Genomic DNA, 19402 nt, shown 5'->3' with positions numbered 1-19402 from the left:
CTTTCTTTTGTTCCCCCGAACTTGTTTTACGTTCTCGCCGCTATCAGTTGAGTGATGCCGTGGAGATTCTCGTCGATGAAGAAATGACCGCCGGAATACATGCGGAAGTCAACGACGGATGAGGAGATCCTGATCCAGTCGGCGTGACACACCGCGTTGGCGGTGTCGTCGTCCTCGCCGTTGAGAACGGTGAGGGGGCTGCGAACCGGAACGGTTTCGTCGGCCGTCGCCGCGCCGTCCTCCAGAAGCCGGAAATCGGCGCGGATGACGGGCAGGAACAGCGTGGACATGAGGTCGTGCTCCGCGAGGGGGGCCGGCAGGCCGCCGAAGGCCGCCAGCTCCGACAGCAGACGCGCGTCGTCCAGCGCGCTCACGGGCGCGCCGAGCACGTCGCGGTACCGCGGTGAACCGCGCCCGGAGAGGTAGAGGTGCCGGGCCTGCAGTCCCAGGGACTCCAGGCGCCGTTCCAGCTCCAGCGCGAGGTAGGCGCCCATGCTGTGCCCGAACAGGACGAAGGGGTGTCCGGTGGCGAGCAACGGCAGGGTGCGGTGGGTGAGATCGTCCAGCGCCTCGGCGAACGAGGCGTACAGGGGCTCGGAGACGCGGTCACCGCGTCCGTTCAGCTCCAGCGGCACGACGTCGAGGTGTGCCGGAAGCAGGGCACGCCAGCGGTGGTACCGACTCGCGCTGCCCCCGGCGTGGGGCAGGCACAGCAATTTCACGTTCATGAACGAAAGACCCCCGTTGCCGCACGCCGCCGGCGTACAGCAGTCTTTGCACCCCCGAAGGGCGCGAACGCCCCATTTACCAAACAGCACCGCAGAGTCCTGCGAAGCCCCGCATCCCGCTGGATGCGGCTCACAGGAAACCCCATGGAGAGGACCGCGACAATTCCAACCACCGCGTTCCGCTTGCGCCGTGACGGATACTAACAGAGCCCCGCTTCGGAGCGCCAGCATCAGTTTTCCGCACCCCCGGTACCGCCGCTCACCTGCACGGAAGAACTCCGGACGCATTCTTTACCAGCGAGTAACCAATAGCCGCGCGAAAGAAAAGCAATGCGCGTCGCAATGCACGAACGAGTGTCTTATTCGGACGAGGGGTCGCTTGCCATGCCCGGCGCCACGACCGGCTGCGGGAGCACGGTCACGGCGCCCGGCGGGCAGCGCGGGTCCCGCGGCAACACGCCGCTCGGGCCCGCCGGCTGACCGCCCGGCATCTCTGCCCTCACACACGCGTGATCGCCCGCGACCGGTTCCCGCCGTTCCCCACTCCTTCCGCACCGGCCCCGGCCGGCCCGGCCCGCGGTGGGCGTTCAGCGTTCCGTCATTACCGCCAGTGCCGCGTCGAGCGCGGCCGGCGTGGTGGTGGCGTGCACGCTGAAGCGGATGCGGTCCGCCCCGTGCACGGTCACCGTCACCCCCGCCGCCCGCAGCCGCTCATCGACCGCGGGGGCGTCGCCGTGCGCGATCCCGGCCACCACCAGGCCCGCGCGCTCCCGGGGCGCGACGGGCGACAGGACCGGCACCCCCGCGGCGCGGAGCCGGTCGATGAACACGGTCACGGTGTCCTCGATACGGCGCCGCACGGCGGCGACCCCGACCGACTCCAGCTGGGCGAGCGCCGTCGCGAGCGCCCCGGAGGCGAACGGCGATCCGTTGGTGACCGACAGACCCTGGGCGCCGGGAAGCGGTGCGTGGAGCACACCGTCGTACCGGGAGGGGTTCTCGACACCGGTCCAGCCACCGAGAACGGGCCGCAGACGCTCCGTGCCCCGGGCGGACAGCGCCACGAAGCCCGTGCCCCACCCGGCCCGCAGCCACTTCTGACCGCCGACCACCAGGGCGTCGGCCACGGTCCAGTCGGTGTCGAGGACACCGAACCCCTGGATGCCGTCCACCACGAGGAGCCGGTCGCCGATCACCGCACGGATGCCGGCCAGATCGGCACGGAACCCGGTGCGGAAGTCGACCGCGCTGACCGCCACCGCGACGGTGTCCGGGGTGAGCGAGGCCGCCACCCGGTCCGGGGTCACCGGGGCCAACGCGTCGCCGGGCACGGCGGGCAGGGCGCGCACGGTGGTGAGCCCCGCGTCCTGGGCCCGCCACCACGCGTAGAGGTTCGAGGGGAACTCCGCGGTGCTGACCAGCACCGCGCCGCGCGGCAGGCCGAAGGCGATCTGCAGCAGGCCGAACGAGGTGCTGGGCGTCAGCACCAGTCCGTCGCGGTCGAAGCCGGTCAGCCGCGCGAGCGCCGCGAGGGCGTTCTCGTCCTCCGCGTGCAGTCCCGCCGAGGGGACACCGGCGGCGGCGTCCGCCGCGAGCCGGCCCATGGTGTCCACGACGGCGCGCGAGGGCGGCCCGTAGCTGCCGAAGTTCAGATAGCCGGCCGGCTCGGAGAAGGAGGCGAGATAAGCGTCGAACTCCGCCGTCATGAAGGTACCTTCCGCGTCATCGGTGCCGCGGTGGCGGCCGGGGCACCCGTGCACACGGGTCCGGCCGGCCGCCGCCGGCGATCGTCAGCAGGGTGATATCCGGGCACGCGCCGATGCTACGTGCCGCCCCCTCACCCGCCGGGGCCGGCCAACACCCGGCGGGTGACCGGCGGGTTCGCGGTGCGGCCGGTGCCCCGCGGGGGGGGGTACGGAACACCGGCCGGACGCTCACCGCAGCGGCGGCAGCACTACCCGCTGGACCTCCGTGGTGTTCCCGGCCCGGTCGGTGGCGGTGAACTCCAGGGTCTGCGGCTCCTCGCGCAGCGCCCTGGTGAACGGCTCCTGATAGACGCCCCAGAACGTCTCCGGGGTGCGCCACCGCACCCGGTCCACGCCGGAGACATCGTCGTCGGCGTAGAGGGTCACCTCGACGTTGCTCGGCCCCAGCGGACGGACCTCGGCCCGTACCGACGGGGGCCGGGTGTCCACGGCGACCTCGCGGGTGGCGTGGACGGTGCGGCCGGCGGAGTCGGTGGCCCGGGCCCGGATCACCTGCCGCCCCTCCCGGACGGGGGTGCTCGCGCCCGTCGCGGGCTGCCACGGGCCCTCGCCCACCGCGACCTCCACGGTGGCGGACGCGACCGAGGTGACGGCGCAGCGCGGCTCGCGGGTGTACCACCCGGACGGGGCCCGGTCGCCGGTCACCTCCACCCGGACCACCGGCAGCGGATCCCCGCGCCCGATGTCCGCCGGCAGCGACCAGTGGACGATGTCCTCCACCGGCTGCCCGGCCGCGGAGGCCGGCCGGGTCACGCGCGGCGCGTCCGCCGAGTCCGGTCCGAGCTCACCGCGGCGCGGCACGGTGGGGTTGTCGAGGGTGCTGGAGGCCGCCGCCATGAGCACAGCCACCGCTTCCTCCCGGCTCAGCAGCCCGGAGCGGGCCGCCCGCACCACTCCCCGGTGCACGGCGGTGAAGAACGCGTCGGCGTCGGCGTAACCGCCGTCCGCCCACAGGCCGGTGAGGAAGGACCAGCCCTCGGCGTCCTTGCGGTCCGGGACCCCGGGCGCGCTGCCCAGGAAGGCGATCTCCGGCTCGGTCAGCCGCAGATACATGTGGTGCCGGTGGTCGCCGCCGGACCAGGCGGGTTCGAAGGTCCGGCCGAACACCGAGACCAGGTCGCCCTCGGCGGTGTGGCCGGCGATGGTGCCGTCCAGACGCCGGTGGGCGGCCGCCGCGACCGGCAGCGTGGTGGTGGCGTCGTCGCGGGCCAGCAGCACCGTGGGGCCGAGTTCCACGCTCACCAGGGTGGGGTCGTCGGGGGTGGGCACCAGCCGCAGTGGCAGCGGCAGTTCGAGTGCGACGGCGTCGCCCGGGCGGAAGTCGCGCCGCAGGGTCACGAATCCGGACTCCGGCACCGGCACGGCCACGCCGTCGACCCGGGCACCGGCGGCCCAGGGTGGTATACGCAGGCACAGTTCACCCGAGAAGGCCGTGCCGAACTCGACCGCCACCTTCCCGTCGCGCGGCCAGCGGGTCCGCAGCGTCACCTCCCCGCCGGCGAGGCGCAGCCGGGAGGGCACGTACTGCGTCACGTACAGCTGCCCGGGCGCGTGGAACCACACCGATTCCTGGTGCTTGACGTGGCTCTCCAGACCCGTGCCGCCGCAGCAGGTGCCGACGTTGTCGTACTCGCGGACCGCGCCCGGGTCCACCGGGTACATGTACAGGACCTCGGGGCTGGTGTCCGAGGAGACGTCCGCGCGGGAGCCGACGATGTGGTTGAGCGAGGCGCGCTCGGCGTAGTCGGCGTACCGGGCGTCTTGGGTGTGCCCGAACAGCGAACGGGCGATCTTCAGGAGGTTGTAGGTGGCGCAGGTCTCGGCATTGCGCCGTTTGACGAAGCCCGCCACGGTGTCGGCGGGGCCCCACAGTTCGCCCTCGCCGGTGCCGCCGTGCGCGAAGGTCCGGCCGGGCACGATCTGGTCCCACAGGGCGAGGACGGCGTCGAGGTAGCGGCGTTCGCCCGTGGCCTCGTACTGGTGCAGGTGGCCGACGAGCATGGGGAGGTGCTGGTTAGCGTGCATCCCGTCGAGCACGTCACGGCCCGCGACGGCGGCGTCCAGCAGGCTGTCGAGTTCGAAGGCCCCGGCGGCGCGCAGGAACGAGGGGTCGCCGGTGATCCGGTGCAGGGCCGCCATGGTCTCGTTCATGCCGCCGAACTCGCCGGCGATGTAGAGCGACCACATGCGCTGCAGGTGCGCGCGCTCCAGCCGCAGCACGCGTCCGGCCACCCAGTGGCCCATGCCGGTGACGAGGTCCAGCGCCGGCCCGGAGCCGGTCAGCTCGTAGGCGTCCAGCAGCCCGGCCATGATCTTGTGGCAGGTGTAGTACGGCGCCCAGATCTCGCCGTACGGGGCCAGGTCCTCCAGGCGGGCGAACTGCCACTCACCGTACGCCGCCAGGAATCCGGGGTGGCTGTAGCGCCCGGTGGCCGCCAGCGCGTCGCGGACCTCGGCCAGGCCGGCGACCATCTCGTCCGTCTTCTTCCGCAGGGCCTCCTCGCCGGTCGAGGCGTGGGCCAGCGACAGCATCGACAGGAAGTGCCCCGCGTAGTGTCCGCGCAGCAGGCTCGCGGTGGGTGCCACGCCAGGCCCGGGGTAGTCGTCCCCGGACCAGGCGCGCTCGTCGGGGTGGCCGAAGTCCTCCCAGGTGCCGGGCGGCAGGGCGCCGCGGGTGTCGAGTCCGGCGTTGGCGCGGAAGACCGCGAGAAGCCGGTCCACCGGGAACTCCCGTGCCAGGTGCAGCATCTGGTCCCGGGGCCGGGAGTGCACCCCTTCCAGGAGGTCCACGTCGCGCAGCGGGAAGGGGTGTGCGCGGGTCATCGGGCGGCCCATTTCTCGAGTCCGGTGGCGTCGATCGGCAGCGCGCCCGACAGCACCTCGTGTCCCGTGTCGGTGACCAGCAGGTCGTCCTCCAGGCGTACGCCGATACCGCGCAGTTCGGGGGGCAGGGTCGCGTCGTGGGCGTGGAAGTAGAGGCCGGGTTCGACGGTGAGCACCATGCCGGGCCGCAGCGGGGCGCCCTGGTACCGCTCGTACGAGGACGAGCCGCAGTCGTGGACGTCCAGGCCGAGGTGGTGGCCGATCCCGCAGACGAGGTACCGGCGGTGCTGCTGGCCCTCGGGGGCGAGCGCCTCGTCGACGGAGAGCGGCAGCAGCCCCCAGTCGTGCAGGCCGCGGGCGAGCACCTCCATGGCGGCGAAGTGGAAGTCGGTGTAGGTGACTCCGGGGCGTACCCGCTCCATGCCGGCGCGGTGCGCGGCCTCGACGAGGTCGTGCACCTGGCGCTGGGCGGGGGTGAAGGTGCCGCCGACCGGGATCGTGCGGGTCACGTCCGCGGTGTACAGCGAGTTTGCCTCGACGCCCATGTCCAGCAGCAGCGTCTCGCCGGGCAGCACCGGGCCGTCGCAGCGGACCCAGTGCAGGATCGGCGCGTGCTCGCCGGAGCCGACGATGGTGCTGTAGCCGGGGCCGTTGCCGAAGGTACGGGCATGCCGGTCGAAGGTGCCCTGGAGCCAGCGTTCCCCGAGTCCTTCGGCGACGGCGCGCGGGATCTCGTCGGCGACGGCGGCGAATCCGGTGACCGTGTGGTCCACGGCCTCGCGCAGCTGCCCGATCTCCCAGTCGTCCTTGATCATGCGCAGGTCGGAGAGGACCGCGCGGAGGTCGTCGGGCGGGCCGTCGTGCGGGTCGGCGAGGTCGCCGATCGGACGCACCGGCAGGTCCAGCGCCGCCGACCACGCCGCGAGGCCCGCCGAGGGGCCGACCCACAGTTCGCCGTGCGTCGCGCTGGCGTGGAAGTCGCGTTCGCCGGGCCGGGCCGGGGCGGGCAGGTACAGCACCGCGTCGTGACCGCCCGGACGGGGCGTCATCACCAGGACGGCGCCCTCGACCTGGCACGAGGTGGCCCACAGGAAGTCGCTGTCCGCCCGGAACGCGTACTCCGCGTCGCCGTTGCGGCGCGGGGCCCGGCCGGCGGCCAGGACCACGGTACGGTCCGGCAGCCGGTCGCTCAGCCGGGCCCGGTGATCGGCCGCCGCCCGCGCGGCGGCCCGCGTCACCGGCGCCGGGATGTCGCGCTCGGCCCAGCCCTGCCCGATGCGGGCCAGGAAGCCGGGGCTCTGGTCGGCCAGCCGCGGCGGCCTGGTCCCCGCGTACGGCGCTCTGGTCGGCTCGGTCAACGCCTTTCGCCTCCTTGGTCGCGGACCATCTCCCGCAGCCGGCGGAAGACCCGGCCGTCGGTGATGCCGTCGTGTTCGTACTCGTTGGTCACCCAGGTGTGCGTGTTGCCGACCCGGGTCAGGGTGTCGCGCTGCAGCCCGGCGTCGACGAACACGTCGTCGGCGTACACGGCGGCGGCCAGCGGGACATCGTTGGCCGCGAGCCGGGCCGGATCGTAGAGCGGGCTCCACACCCGCTGTTCGGCGAGTTCGGCCATGGCGGGCGCGAACGGCCGCAGGGCGCGGATCTCCTCGAACATCCACGGGAACGTCATCTCGGAGGTGAACAGCAGCGGCCGGCGGTCCTCGGCGAACCGCGGGCGCCTCTCCCGTTCGCGCTGGGCGGCCCAGCGGAAGGGGCCGTTGGCGCCGTCGCCGTAGATCGACTCCTGAAGCGTCCAGAACAGCGGGTTCCCCGCGTTCGACGTCCGCACCAGCGCCGTCTCCAGGAACGCGTCGGAGAGCCTGCCGTCCGGGCGGATCGCCTCGCCGACCAGCCAGTGCAGGCGCTGGTGGCCGGCTCCGAAGCCGAGGTCCCCGCCCAGGGTCTGGAACCGGCGCACCGACAGCGGCGAGCCGTCGGGCAGCGTCACCCCGCCGGTGGCGAGCCGGTCGGCGATCGCGGCCACCGCGGCGACGTCCTGGGGGTAGCGCCGGTAGAAGTCGGCGGTCTTGCCGGCCACCCGGTCGAACGTGCGCCGGTAGACCTCCTCGGGATCGGGCGGGGTGCCGGGGATGCCGCCGCACACGTAACAGGCCGTCAGCGCCTCGGGGGCGTGCGACAGATAGGTGAGGGTGATCCAGCCGCCGAAGCTCTGCCCGAGGGTGGCCCATCGCCTGCCGTCGTAGCAGTGGGTCCTGACGTGTTCGAGGTCGCGCACGAGGGAGTCGGCGCGGAAGCGCAGCAGGTGGTCGGCCGCCGCACGGGCGTCGGGGAAGGCCGCGATGGCGATTCCGTCGAGCGGGGTGCTGCGGCCGGTGCCGCGCTGGTCGACCATGACGACCCGGTAGCGCCGCAGGGCCTCGGCCAGCCAGCCGCCGACCGGGGCGGGCCGCGGGTTGGCGCCGCCCGGGCCGCCCTGGAGGTAGGTCAGCAGCGGCAGGTCCTCGTGGCGGCGTTCGGGGTCGCTGAACTCCCGGACGAACAGCTCGATGCTCTCGCCGCCGGGAGCGGACCACCAGTCCAGTGGCACGGTGACGGTGAACTCCCGCACCCAGGCTCCGGGCAGCGGGTACTCGACCGGGTTCATGCGCGTGCTCCTTTCGCCCTGCGCCGGCGCGCCTCCCACTCGGGACGGATCCGCGGCACGGCGGCCAGCAGGGTGCGGGTGTACTCGTGCTGCGGATTCTCGAACACGGCGTCCCGCTCGCCCGCCTCCACCACGCGCCCGGCCGTCATCACCGCGACGCTGGTGGCGATCTGCCGCACCACGGCGAGGTCATGGGCGATGAACAGGCACCCGAAGCCCTCCTCGCGCTGGAGTTCGCGCAGCAGATTGATGATCTGCGCCTGGACCGAGACGTCGAGCGCCGAGACCGCCTCGTCGCAGACCAGCACGCGCGGGCCCACGGCGAGCGCGCGGGCGATGCCGATGCGCTGCGCCTGCCCGCCGGAGAACTGCGCGGGGTAGCGGTCGATGTGGTCGGGGTCGAGCCCCACCCGTTCCATGAGCGCGCGGGCGACCGTCCGGGTGCCGCCGGGGATCGGGCGTTTCTGGTAGCGCAGGGGCGCGGTGACGATCCGTTCGACGGTGTGCCGGGGGTTGAGCGAGGAGAACGGGTCCTGGAAGACGACCTGGACCTGGCGGCGTACCTCGCGCAGCCCGGGCCCGCGCAGGGCGGTGATGTCGCGGCCGTCGAGGTGGACGGTGCCCGAGGTGACGTCGATGAGGCGGGCGGCGAGCCGCGCGGTGGTCGACTTGCCGGAACCGGACTCCCCCACCAGGGCGAGGGTGCGGCCCGCGTGCAGGTCGAAGGAGACGGAGTCCACCGCGGTGAACCGGCGCGCGGGGCGCAGCAGCCCGGCCGTGCCGGCGACGGGGAATTCCTTGACCAGGTCCCGGGCCCGCAGCAGTGGTTCGGGGCTCATGTGTCCTCTCCCAGGGTCTGGAGCGCGCCGATCTCGTCGTCGATCCGCGGGACCGCGTCGAGCAGCGCCCGGGTGTACGGGTGTCGCGGGTCGGAGAAGATCTGCTCGGCGGTGCCGGACTCGGCCACCTTGCCGTGCCGCATGACGATGAGGCTGTCGGCGACCTCGCTGACCACGGCGAGGTCGTGGGTGATGAGGATGAGGGCGGCCCCGGTGTCGCGGCGTACCTCGGCGAGCAGACCGAGGATCTGGGCCTGGACGGTGACATCCAGTGCGGTGGTCGGCTCGTCGGCGATGATCAGGTCGGGCTCGGTGCTGAGCGCCATCGCGATCATGACGCGCTGGCGCATGCCGCCGGAGAACTGGTGCGGGTACTCGTCGACGCGGCGGGCGGCGTCGCGGATGTGGACGCGTTCCATCGCCTCGATCGCCGCCCTGCGGGCCGCCTTGCGGCTGACGCCCGAGCGGTGCGCGCGGTAGGCCTCGGTGATCTGGGCGCCCACCGTGTAGTAGGGGTTGAGCGAGGAGAGCGGGTCCTGGAAGACCATCGCGATCCGGTCGCCGCGTACGGAGCGCATCCCGCGTTCGGTCAGGGCGGTGAGTTCGTCGCCGTCGAAGGTGACGCTGCCGTCGCGGGTGGCGCCCTTGGGCAGCAGCCCCATGATCGCCAGGCTGGTCATCGACTTGCCCGAGCCGGACTCGCCGACGATGCCGAGGGCGCCGCCGCGCGGCACGGCGAAGTCGATGGCGTCGACCACGGGCACGCCGTCGAAGGCGACGGTCAGGCCGCGCACGCGCAGCAGGTCGTTCATGCGGCCACTCCCACTCTGACCCGCGGGTCGATCGCCGAATAGACCAGGTCCACCAGCATGTTGCCGACGACGACGAAGAACGCCGCGAGCAGCGTCACCGCCAGGATCACCGGCTGGTCGTTCTTGGTGATGGAGTCCGCCGCGAGTTTGCCGACGCCGTTGATCCCGAAGACCGATTCGGTGATCAGCGCGCCGCCGAGCAGGCCGGCGAAGTCCATGCCCGCGATCGCGACGACCGGGGTGAGCGCCGGGCGCAGCGCGTGCCGGCGCCACACCAGGCTCGGACGCAGGCCCTTGGCCCGCGCGGTGCGGACGAAGTTCTCGTCCAGGGTCTCGATCACGTTGGCGCGGGTGAGGCGGGTGTACGAGGAGGCGTAGCCGATCGCCAGGACCGTCCAGGGCATGATGAAGTTGAGGAACCACTGGCCCGGGTCGTCGGCGAACCGTACGGTCTGCGGGAACGGCAGCCACTGGAGCCACACCACCAGCACGTACTGCATCGCCAGGGCGAGCACGTAGTTGGGGACCGCCATGCCGCCCAGGGTGAGCCCGGTGATGAACCGGTCGGTGAACCGGCCCTCGCGCACCGCGCTGAGCAGGCCGCCGATGACCCCCATGAGCAGCCAGAGCACGGCCGCGCCGAAAGCGACCACGACGGTCACCGGCAGCCGCTGCACGATCATGTCGGTGACGAACTGCGAGGTCTGGAACGAGTAGCCGAGGCACGGCGCTTCGCAGAAAACGGTGGCCGGTCCGCTGCCGTACTCCCGGCCCACGAACAGTCCTTGCAGGAAGTGCCAGAACTGGGTCAGGAACGGGTCGGTCAGGCCGAGGTTCTCGCGGATCTGGTCGATGCGCTCGGGGGTGCAGTTCTTGCCGCAGATCTGTACGGCCGGGTCGGGCGAGAGGGCGAAGAAGATGATGTAGGTGAACAGGCAGACCAGGAACAGCACCAGCACCATGCACAGGAGGCGGTGCACGACGTAGCGGGTCATGAGCGGCCCCCCGGCTCGACGGCGGTCCTGACGCGGTCGCCGAGGACCATGAAGGAGAGCACCAGCAACGCCAGGAAGGCGCCCGGCACCAGGAAGTACGTGGGGACCACCGCGTACCAGTTCACCGAACTCGCGATCATCTGGCCCCAGGACGGGGTGGGCGGTGCCAGCCCGACGCCGAGGAAGGACAGGCCGGCCTCGGTGCCGATGTACCCGGGGATCGCCAGGGTCACCATGACCAGGATCGTCGAGCGCAGGTTGGGCAGGATCTCGGTGAACACGATGGTGGTGCGGGAGGCGCCGGAGGCGCGGGCCGCCTCGACGAACTCGCGTTCCTTGAGCGACATGGTCTGGCCGCGCACGATCCGGGCCAGATAGGGCCAGCCGAAGACGGAGATGACCACGATCAGCAGGTACTGCCGGTCCTCGGCGGGCAGTGCGGACAACACGGCGATCATGAAGATGAGCGCGGGGAACGCCATCAGGAACTCCATGACCCGCGAGATCAGCATGTCGGTCCGGCCGCCGAAGTAGCCGGCCAGCAGGCCGAACACGACACCGAGCGTCGTGGTGAGCACGGTCGCGCCGAGGGCGATGACCAGGGAGGAGCGGGCGCCGTACACGATCCGGGCGAACACGTCCCGGCCGCTGCCGGGTTCGACACCGAGCCAGTGCGATCCGGAGATGCCGCCCCAGGACCCGGCGGGGATGCCGCCGAGGTCGGAGTCGATGGCGGTCTGGTCGAACTCGTAGGGGTTCCATCCGCTGATCCGGACGATGAGCGGTGCGCACACCGCCATCAGGACGATCAGGGCGATGTAGCCGAGGCAGGCCACGGCGACCGGGTCGCGCAGCAGGGTGCGGGTCACGCCGCGGCGGGGGGCGGGGGCGGCCTCGGCGGTGCCCGGTGGGGACACCGCCGTCGGCCGGGGGCCGGTTGACGGGATCGTCATGTCAGCCCTTCGCCGGGTCCTTGAGACCGATGATCCCGTAGTCGAGGTCGCCGCTGGGCGCGACGGCGCCGGCCACGTTGGTGCCCGGCAGGTAGATGCGGTTGTCGACGTTCAGCGGGACGATGGGGGCCAGGGTCATGATCGTCTTGTCGAGTTCGCCCCAGGCCGCGTTGGCCTCGGTCAGGTCGGTCATCGCGCCGATCCGGTCGATCTCGGCGTTGATGGCGTCGTCGTCGAGCTGGGCGAGGTTCTGGTTGCCCTTGTCAGTGATGTCCCGGCCGTCGAACAGGGGCGGCAGGAAGGTGGAGGCGCTGGACGCCCAGTCCGGGCACCAGCCGGTGATCGCCGCGTCGTGCTGCTGCGAGGGGGTGCCGATCGTCTCGTAGTAGGTCGCGGCGTCGATCACGTTCAGCTCGACCGTGATGCCGGCCCGCCCGAGCGCCTGCTGGATCGCCTCGCCCTTGCGCTGCTCGACGTCGCGCGCGCGGACGTCCACGGTCATCGTGAACCCGTCGGGGTGACCGGCCTCGGTGAGCAGCCGCTTGGCCTCGGCGACGTCACCGGCGTCGTCCTCGCTGGGGTAGGGGTTGTAGTCGGTGTGCCCGGAGACCGTGTGCGGCAGGATGCTGTGGGAGATCGTCGTGAACTGGCTGCCGCCGGTGGCGTTGAGCACCGAGCCCTTGTCCACCGCGTAGTTGATGGCCTGGCGCACCCGGACGTCGTCCAGCGGTGCCTTCGTCGTGTTGAGCCCCATGTAGGTGAGGCAGGTCGAGGGCGCCTTGAGGATCCGCTCCTGGAGCTGCGGTGTCTGCAGGCGGGCGATGGTGGCCGGCTGCACGCTGCCGGCGATCGCGTTGATGTCGGCGCCCTGGCCGGCGATGAGCCGCTCGTCGATGGTGGCGCCCTCGATGCCGATGCTGAAGCGCCACGCGTCGGGGTAGGCCTCGCGGACCGCGTCGGTCCCGGCGTCCCAGTGCGGGTTGCGGGTGAGCTGGATGAGGCTGCCCGGGGTGAACTCCTCCAGGTCGTAGGGGCCGGAGGAGACGACGTCGTTGATGAACTCGTCGCCCGCGCCGGTGCCGACCGGGAACGGGGTGCCGCTCGGCTGGGAGAGCGCGGCGTCGAACTCGGGGAAGGGGGCCTTGAGATGGAAGACGATGGTGCGGTCGTCCGGGGTCTCGATGGTCGGCAGATCGCCTGACCGGTAGGGCCCCTCGTAGTCGTCCGGGGCGTCGATGAGCTGCTTCATGTACGGCGAGCCGATGCCTATCTCCGGGTCCCAGCTGCGGCTGATGCCGAACTTGACGTCCTGGGCGGTGATCGGGGCGCCGGTGTCGAACGCGATGCCCTCCTTGAGCCGGTAGGTCCAGGTGAGGCCGTCGTCGGAGACCTCGCCGAGGCTCTCGGCGAGGTCGGGGACCATCGCGTTGGGGTCCTCGGCGTCGTTGGGGGCCTTGGTGACCAACTGGCGGTACAGCAGGCGGTACAGCGCGTTGACGCCGCCGTCCCAGCCGCGGGAGGGGTCGAGATAGGAGAAGTCGGTCGACTGCAGGACCTGGACGGTCCCGCCCCTGACCGGGCTCCCGTCGCCGGTGCCGGTACCGGAGCCGGCGGGCGAGGTGCCGCCCCCGGAACAGGCCGTGAGCGTGAGTGCGCCGGCCACCAGCCCAGCGAGTGCCGCTGAAGACGAGGTTCTCTTCATGGGGTCCTACCTTCCGGTCGGGTGCGGGCAGCCCCGCCGTCCGGGAAGGGGACGGGGGAACGGGCCGGCGGGCCAGCGACGATGAGGGGAAGCGGTGAGCAGATGCACTGCGGGTCCGGTGGGCCGGCGGGCGGAGCGGCCACGACCGGGACCACGGAGCGGTCAAGATCGCTGCGATCCCGACCACGAGAGGGACAGTAGTATGTGACACCTCTCTGGAGAAGAGTTTGCGCGAGAATTTACCGCGCCGACATTCCGGCCCCGGGCAGCACGAAGCCCGCCCGGCTCAGCCGGGCGGGCTCGTTCACCGCGGTGGGTCAGTCCTCCGAGCGGCCGTTCCACCAGCCGAGCACGTGACCGATGTGAGCGGTGAGCAGCGTTTCCGCGCCCCGTCCGTCACGCGCCTCCAACAGGTCGACCAGGCTGTGGTGTTCGGCGGCCGAACGGGCCAGCTCGGCGGTGCCGATCATGTCGGCCAGGCCGACCATGCGCGTCTGCTGCCGCAGGTCCTTCACCATGGCGACCAGCCGGCGGTTGCCGTGCAGTTCGAGCAGCCGCAGGTGGAAGGCCATGTCGGCGGCGAGGTAGGCCGCCAGGTCGGCCGCCGCCGCCGCGTCGACGATGGTCTGGGCCCGGCCCCGCAGGTCGGCGACGGCCTCCGGTTGCAGCACCCGCGCGATCTCGCGCATCGGCGGCGCCTCCAGCATCTGGCGCAGCCGCACGATCTCCCACAGGTCCTGCTCGCTGACCTCGGTGACCCGGAAACCCTTGTTGCGCACCACGTCGACGAAGCCGCGCTCCTGCAGATTGAGCAGGGCCTCGCGGACCGGCGTGGCGGAGATGCCGAACCGGGTGGCCAGCGTCGGCGCGGTGACCAGGGTCCCCGGGGGGAGTTCGCCCGAGACGATGGCCGCGGCCACCGCGTCCTCCACCGTGCCGCGCAGGCTGGCCCCCACCGACACCGGGCCGATGATGAATGAACTCACCGTGCGCCGCCCTCCCACGACTGGAATGTCACACCCCACCGGTCCTCGTCGGCCGATGCGGTGCTGAAGTATCGCATTCGACGGTCGTCGCACGTGCGGGAGACATCGACAGTGGTGTCCACTGCCGTGTCACCGGCTGCTGGAGGCACGCGTAACAGTGCGTGGCGGTGCCGATCGGAACGACCTGCGCCCAGCGTAACCCGGCGGCCGAGAGCCGCGCGACGTCCGTCATCGCCCTCAGAACTCGAAACCGGCCGGGTAGGGATCGGTCGGATCCAGCATGTACTGGCCGATCCCGGTCACCCAGGCCCGGCCGGTGATGGTCGGCAGCACCGCGGGCCGGCCGGCGACCGTGGTCTCCCCCACCAGACGGCCGGTGAACCGGCTGCCGATGAACGACTCGTTGACGAAATCCTGGTGCAGCCCCAGCTCGCCCCTGGCGTGCAGTTCGGCCATCCGGGCGGACGTGCCGGTGCCGCACGGCGACCGGTCGAACCATCCGGGGTGGATGGCCATGGCGTGCCGCGAGTGCGCGGCGTCCGAGCCGGGCGCGATGAACTCCACGTGGTGGCAGTGCCCGACACCCTCGATCTCCGGGTGTTCGGGCGGCGCCGAGGCGTTGATCGCCCGCATGATGGCAAGCCCGGCGCTCAGGATCTCGTCCTTGCGCGCCCGGTCGAACGGCAGCCGCACCGCGTCGAGGTCCACCATCGCGTAGAAGTTCCCGCCGAACGCCAGGCTGTACCCGATCTCGCCGAGGCCGGGCACCTCGACGCTCGCGTCGAGCCGCTCGCAGTAGGCGGGCACGTTCTCCAGCGTGACGCTCTCGGCGTGCCCGTCGCTGACCGCCACCCGCGCCACCACAAGACCGGCCGGGGTGTCCAGCCGGATCGTGGTCACCGGTTCGAGGACCTCCACCATCCCGGTCTCCACCAGCACCGTGGCCACCCCGATGGTGCCGTGCCCGCACATCGGCAGGCACCCGGAGACCTCGATGTACAGCACACCGAAGTCCGCGTCGGGGCGGGTCGGCGGCTGCAGAATCGCGCCGCTCATCGCGGAGTGGCCGCGCGGCTCGTTCACCAGCAGCCTGCGGACGTGGTCCAGGTGCTCGACGAAGTACAGCCGCCGCTCGTTCATAGTGGCGCCGGGGATCACCCCGATGCCACCGGTCACCACCCGCGTCGGCATGCCCTCGGTGTGCGAGTCGACGGCGGAGAACAACCGTGACGTGCGCATCTCAGGCCGCCACCGCGCGGCGCGCCTCCAGAGCGGAGACGGCCCGCCGCATGTCGGCGCGCACCTGGGCGTCGTGCTCGGCGGTCAGCGGGCCGCGCGGGGGACGGCACGGGCCGCCGTACCGGCCGACCATGTCCATGCCGAGCTTGATGGCCTGCACGAACTCGGTGCGCGAGTCCCAGCGGAACACCGCGACGAGCTGCTTGTACAGCTCGCGGGCCTCCTCGAAGCGGCCGGCCACCATGTGGTCGTAGATCTCCACCGATTCGGCGGGGAAGGTGTTGGGGAAGCCCGCGAACCAGCCGACCGCCCCGTCGGCCATCAGCTCGAAGAGCACGTCGTCGGCCCCGGCCACCACGTCGATGTCGCACCGCTCGGTGATCTCGAACAGCCGCCGCACGTCCCCGCTGAACTCCTTGATGGCGGAGACGTGGGGCAGCCGGGCGATCTCGGCCACCAGATCGGGGACGAGATCGACCTTGGTGTCGATCGGGTTGTTGTAGATCATGATGGGCAGGCCCACCTCGTCGATCTTCGCGAAGTGCTCGACGACCTGTGCACGGTTGGCCCGGTACATCGTGGGCGGCAGCGCGAGCACGGCGTCCGCGCCGTCCTCGGCGGCCAGTTCGGCCCAGTGCTTGGCCTGGTGCCACCCGGGCCCGTGCACCCCGGCGACCACGACGCCGCGCCCGCCGACCGTCTCGACGGCCACCTGGACGACCTTGCGGCGCTCCGCGTCGGTCAGCGCGGAGTACTCGCCGAGCGAACCGTTGGGGCCCACGCCGCGGCAGCCGGACGCGATGAGCCAGTCGCAGTGCTCCGCGTACCGGTCGTAGTCGACTTCGAGGCCGGCGGGGGCCGAGGGGTTCTCCTTGAAGGGCAGCGCGGTGGCGACGATCACGCCGCGCAGATCGGTCGGTGCGGTACTCATGGGACGTCCTCTCGGTTGCAGGTCCTGGTCGAATCGGAGAGTTCACCCAGGCGTACGGGGATGGCGATCGGCCGGTGGGCGGTGCGGCCCGGGTCGAGCAGCCGCACCCCGTTCGCGCCGGTGAGCAGGTCCTCGACCGTGCGGCCACAGGTACGGCCCTGGCACAGGCCCAGGCCGGCCCGGGTGGTCAGTTTGAGCGAGCGCAGCCCGCGGGATCCGGTCAGCTCGGCGGTCCGGCGCAGGGCCCCGGCGGTGACGTCCTCGCAGCGGCACACCACGGTCTCGTCGTCCACCCAGGCCTGCCAGCCGGGGCGGATGCCGTGCGCGGCGGCGAGCCGCGCGGCGAACTTACGGAAGACCGCCCGCTCGCGGACCGCGCCCGGTGCGGGCGTGCCGCCGGCGGCGACGGCTCCGGCGATCTCGCCCTCGACCAGGGCCAGGTCGACCCCGCCGATGCCGGTCAGTTCACCGGCCGTCAGGACCCGGGGTACGGAGGTGAGCTGCCGTGCGTCAACGGTGACGGCGCCGTCCGCGTCCACCGCGCAGCCGGCCGCGGTGGCCAGCTCGGTGCGCGGGAGGAAGCCGTGGCTCACGCAGACGGCGTCGACCTCGATGCGCCGTTCGGTGCCGGGGACCGGCCTCCAGTCCCGGGTCAGGCGTGCCACGGTCACCGCCTCCACCCGATCGGTACCGTGCGCCGCGACGACGGCCGCCCCCGTCCGGTACGGAACCCGGCGGGCGGCCAACTCGCGTGCGTAGCCGGCCAGCTCACCGGCCTTGCGCCGGGCGGCGAGCAACTCCCACGGCCGGGTCGCCCAGCCCGCGGCGAGCTGCGCGGGGCGGGCCGCCTCGACCACTCCCGCGACCTCGGCGCCGATCCGCAGCAGACTGGAGACGACGGGCAGCAGGAACGGCCCCGCGCCGGCCACCAGGACCCGGCGGCCCACGGCCACCCGCTCGCCCTTGGCCAGCGCCTGCGCCGCCCCGGCGGTGAAGACGCCCGGCAGGTCCCAGCCGGGGAACGGCAGGGTGCGCTCGTACGCCCCGGTCGCCAGTACGAGGGCCGCCGGGTCGTAGGTGCGCGGTTCGCGCCCCTGCCCGTCCGGCTCGCCGACGACCACGTGCACCAGCGGCGGGGCTCCGTCGCGCCGGTCGACCGACCAGACATGGGCGCCGGTGACGATCTCGCAGTCCGCGTCGCCCCGCAGCGCCTCGCGCATCGCGAGGAAACGGTCCCAGCCGTGGTGCCAGTGCCGCTCGCCGGCGTCGGCACGCCCGTCCGGCAGATGCCGCCAGTACTGGCCGCCGACGTCGTCGCCCGCTTCGAGGAGGACGACACGGGCGCCGTGGCGGCGGGCGGCCAGCGCCGCGGCCATCCCGGCGGGCCCGCCGCCCACGACGAGTACCTCAGTCACGATCGTCCTCCTGCAGGTCGACCTTGTCGCCGTCCACGGCGCGCCGCTGGCAGGCCCGCACATCGCGCAGCCCGTTGACCGTCACCAGGCAGTCGAAGCAGGCGCCGATCCCGCAGAAGACCCCGCGGGGGCGGCCGGCGCGGGTGCGGCGCCAGGCCGCCCGCCCGTCCGCGAGCAGCACCGCGGCGATGGTCTGCCCGGCCACGCCGGGGACCGGGTCGCCGTCGACCTCGATCCGTATCCGTGTCATGGGGCGCTCCCTTCGAGATGCGGCAGCAGGGTGGGACGGTCCAGGCGGAACTCGGCGGCCGCCGGGTCGGGTTCATCGGCGGCGCCGCCGAGCAGTTGGTCGCGCAGCAGGTCCGCGGTGGCCAGGCTCAGGCCGATCCCGGCCCCCTCGTGCCCGGTCGCGTGCCACAGCCCCGGCAGCCTCGGGTCGGCACCGATCACCGGCAGATGGTCGGGGACGAACGGGCGGAACCCGCCGTACGCCCGCATCGCCTGCACGTCGGCGAGGAAGGGGAACAGCAGCAGCGCCTTGGCGGCCAGCGCGGCGAGCACCCGGGCCTCGATCCGCTCGTCGAAGCCGCGGCGCTCGCGGGAGGAACCGATCAGCATGGTCCCGGCGGCGGTGGACTCGACCACGCTGGAGACCTGCAGGTCGGCGGAGCCGGAGCCGACCGCGCCCACGTAGTCCGCGTCGTACACCTTGTGCCGGACGCGCGCCGGCATCCGCGAGGTGACCAGCACCGTGCCGCGCCGGGGGCGCACCGGGAGAACGACGCCGAGCCGCTCGGCGACCAGGCCGGACCAGGGGCCTGCGGCCAGCACGACGGCGTCGGCGGGCAGGGTGGTGGAGCCGGCCCGGACGCCCGCCAGCCGGCCCGAGGACAGCACGGGCCCGGTGACCTCGACGCCCTGCCGTACACGTGCCCCGTGCCGGCGGGCCGCCGCCAGCAGCGCCTCGGTGGCGGCCACCGGCTGCACCTGAAGGTCCTCCGGGTAGTACACGGCGGCGGTGTGACGGGGCGTCAGGTCGGGTTCCAGCTCACGGGCCCGGCCCCCGTCCACGGTCTCGGCCCGCACCCCGGCGGCGCGCTGGGTGTCGGCGAAGGCCAGCAGGTTCCGCGCGCCCGCCTCGGTCGTGGCGACCACCAGGCCGCCCTTACGCTCCAGTTCGAGGCCGGGGAACCCGGCGGGGAGCTCCTCACGCAGTTCGTCCCCGATGCGCGCCCAGGCGGCGAGCGAACGCTGCGCCAGCCGCAGTTCGGGGCCCGGCTCCTTGTCGGACACGAGCAGATTGCCCTCGCCGCCGGCGGACGTGCCCCCGGCGGTGGCGCCACGGTCGACCACGGTCACCTCGCAGCCGGCCCGGGCGAGGACACGGGCGACCGCCGCGCCGACGATGCCGGCGCCCACGACGACGACTCTCAGAGCAGTGGACACGCGCAGTACTATGTCACATGTTGCTCAGGAGCGGGAGACCCTTGATCCATCGATCCCGGGCCGGCTGTCCCGCACCCGCGCCTGTCGCAGCGAGCCCGCCACAAGTTCCCCGCACATCAT

General features: G+C 72.6%; 16 protein-coding genes. All 16 read right to left on the bottom strand.

Annotation, left to right across the window (positions count from 1 at the left end; all coding sequences use genetic code 11):
- Positions 1–26: 26 nt before the first annotated feature.
- The 16 genes from ACTFAP_RS24795 to ACTFAP_RS24720 all read right to left on the bottom strand — a co-directional run bounded on the left by ACTFAP_RS24795 (position 27) and on the right by ACTFAP_RS24720 (position 19288).
- Positions 27–728 (bottom strand): thioesterase II family protein, encoded by a 702-nt coding sequence (locus ACTFAP_RS24795; RefSeq protein WP_500467436.1) that lies wholly within the window; start codon positions 726–728, stop codon positions 27–29.
- A gap of 587 nt (positions 729–1315) precedes the next feature.
- Entirely contained in the window at positions 1316–2434 is a 1119-nt protein-coding gene (locus tag ACTFAP_RS24790) for an aminotransferase class V-fold PLP-dependent enzyme (protein ID WP_400008408.1), read from the bottom strand.
- Between the two features lie 228 nt (positions 2435–2662).
- On the bottom strand, positions 2663–5317 hold the full coding sequence (locus ACTFAP_RS24785; RefSeq protein WP_500467435.1) for a beta-L-arabinofuranosidase domain-containing protein: 2655 nt from the start codon (positions 5315–5317) through the stop codon (positions 2663–2665).
- On the bottom strand, positions 5314–6675 hold the full coding sequence (locus ACTFAP_RS24780) for an aminopeptidase P family protein (protein WP_500467434.1): 1362 nt from the start codon (positions 6673–6675) through the stop codon (positions 5314–5316). Before ACTFAP_RS24780 ends, ACTFAP_RS24785 begins: the two co-directional genes overlap by 4 nt.
- Positions 6672–7964: an alpha/beta fold hydrolase gene (locus ACTFAP_RS24775; RefSeq protein WP_500467433.1), complete on the bottom strand. Its 1293-nt coding sequence runs from the start codon at positions 7962–7964 to the stop codon at positions 6672–6674. Before ACTFAP_RS24775 ends, ACTFAP_RS24780 begins: the two co-directional genes overlap by 4 nt.
- Entirely contained in the window at positions 7961–8803 is an 843-nt protein-coding gene (locus ACTFAP_RS24770; protein ID WP_390121830.1) for an ATP-binding cassette domain-containing protein, read from the bottom strand. Before ACTFAP_RS24770 ends, ACTFAP_RS24775 begins: the two co-directional genes overlap by 4 nt.
- Positions 8800–9615 (bottom strand): ABC transporter ATP-binding protein, encoded by an 816-nt coding sequence (locus tag ACTFAP_RS24765; RefSeq protein ID WP_500467432.1) that lies wholly within the window; start codon positions 9613–9615, stop codon positions 8800–8802. The genes ACTFAP_RS24770 and ACTFAP_RS24765 overlap by 4 nt, the downstream gene beginning before the upstream one ends.
- Positions 9612–10610, bottom strand: a complete 999-nt coding sequence (locus tag ACTFAP_RS24760) for an ABC transporter permease (protein ID WP_500467431.1) — start codon at positions 10608–10610, stop codon at positions 9612–9614. Before ACTFAP_RS24760 ends, ACTFAP_RS24765 begins: the two co-directional genes overlap by 4 nt.
- A complete protein-coding gene (locus tag ACTFAP_RS24755) occupies positions 10607–11563 on the bottom strand; it encodes an ABC transporter permease (RefSeq protein ID WP_500467430.1) in 957 nt (318 codons plus the stop codon). The genes ACTFAP_RS24760 and ACTFAP_RS24755 overlap by 4 nt, the downstream gene beginning before the upstream one ends.
- Before the next feature lies 1 nt (position 11564).
- On the bottom strand, positions 11565–13226 hold the full coding sequence (locus ACTFAP_RS24750) for an ABC transporter substrate-binding protein (protein WP_500467429.1): 1662 nt from the start codon (positions 13224–13226) through the stop codon (positions 11565–11567).
- Between the two features lie 356 nt (positions 13227–13582).
- On the bottom strand, positions 13583–14251 hold the full coding sequence (locus tag ACTFAP_RS24745) for a GntR family transcriptional regulator (protein WP_390121823.1): 669 nt from the start codon (positions 14249–14251) through the stop codon (positions 13583–13585).
- A 237-nt stretch (positions 14252–14488) separates the two neighbouring features.
- Entirely contained in the window at positions 14489–15490 is a 1002-nt protein-coding gene (locus tag ACTFAP_RS24740) for a proline racemase family protein (RefSeq protein WP_500467427.1), read from the bottom strand.
- A 1-nt stretch (position 15491) separates the two neighbouring features.
- Complete coding sequence (locus tag ACTFAP_RS24735; protein WP_500467425.1) at positions 15492–16421, bottom strand: dihydrodipicolinate synthase family protein; 930 nt, start codon at positions 16419–16421, stop codon at positions 15492–15494.
- Positions 16418–17836 (bottom strand): FAD/NAD(P)-dependent oxidoreductase, encoded by a 1419-nt coding sequence (locus tag ACTFAP_RS24730; RefSeq protein ID WP_500467424.1) that lies wholly within the window; start codon positions 17834–17836, stop codon positions 16418–16420. Before ACTFAP_RS24730 ends, ACTFAP_RS24735 begins: the two co-directional genes overlap by 4 nt.
- On the bottom strand, positions 17829–18086 hold the full coding sequence (locus tag ACTFAP_RS24725; protein WP_390121819.1) for a (2Fe-2S)-binding protein: 258 nt from the start codon (positions 18084–18086) through the stop codon (positions 17829–17831). The genes ACTFAP_RS24730 and ACTFAP_RS24725 overlap by 8 nt, the downstream gene beginning before the upstream one ends.
- On the bottom strand, positions 18083–19288 hold the full coding sequence (locus ACTFAP_RS24720) for an NAD(P)/FAD-dependent oxidoreductase (protein ID WP_500469559.1): 1206 nt from the start codon (positions 19286–19288) through the stop codon (positions 18083–18085). The genes ACTFAP_RS24725 and ACTFAP_RS24720 overlap by 4 nt, the downstream gene beginning before the upstream one ends.
- Positions 19289–19402 lie beyond the last annotated feature (114 nt).

The organism is Streptomyces sp. PH9007 (genome assembly GCF_059813725.1).
The sequence above is the reverse complement of the archived record's forward strand: the minus strand, read 5'-3'. Positions and strand labels throughout refer to the sequence as shown.

Excerpts from the sequence above, each read along its gene's own strand:
- ACTFAP_RS24795 (WP_500467436.1), bottom strand. The coding sequence starts at position 728 with ATGAACGTGAAATTGCTGTGCCTGCCCCACGCCGGGGGCAGCGCGAGT.
- ACTFAP_RS24790 (WP_400008408.1), bottom strand. The coding sequence starts at position 2,434 with ATGACGGCGGAGTTCGACGCTTATCTCGCCTCCTTCTCCGAGCCGGCC.
- ACTFAP_RS24785 (WP_500467435.1), bottom strand. The coding sequence starts at position 5,317 with ATGACCCGCGCACACCCCTTCCCGCTGCGCGACGTGGACCTCCTGGAA.
- ACTFAP_RS24775 (WP_500467433.1), bottom strand. The coding sequence starts at position 7,964 with ATGAACCCGGTCGAGTACCCGCTGCCCGGAGCCTGGGTGCGGGAGTTC.
- ACTFAP_RS24770 (WP_390121830.1), bottom strand. The coding sequence starts at position 8,803 with ATGAGCCCCGAACCACTGCTGCGGGCCCGGGACCTGGTCAAGGAATTC.
- ACTFAP_RS24765 (WP_500467432.1), bottom strand. The coding sequence starts at position 9,615 with ATGAACGACCTGCTGCGCGTGCGCGGCCTGACCGTCGCCTTCGACGGC.
- ACTFAP_RS24760 (WP_500467431.1), bottom strand. The coding sequence starts at position 10,610 with ATGACCCGCTACGTCGTGCACCGCCTCCTGTGCATGGTGCTGGTGCTG.
- ACTFAP_RS24755 (WP_500467430.1), bottom strand. The coding sequence starts at position 11,563 with ATGACGATCCCGTCAACCGGCCCCCGGCCGACGGCGGTGTCCCCACCG.
- ACTFAP_RS24740 (WP_500467427.1), bottom strand. The coding sequence starts at position 15,490 with ATGCGCACGTCACGGTTGTTCTCCGCCGTCGACTCGCACACCGAGGGC.
- ACTFAP_RS24735 (WP_500467425.1), bottom strand. The coding sequence starts at position 16,421 with ATGAGTACCGCACCGACCGATCTGCGCGGCGTGATCGTCGCCACCGCG.
- ACTFAP_RS24725 (WP_390121819.1), bottom strand. The coding sequence starts at position 18,086 with ATGACACGGATACGGATCGAGGTCGACGGCGACCCGGTCCCCGGCGTG.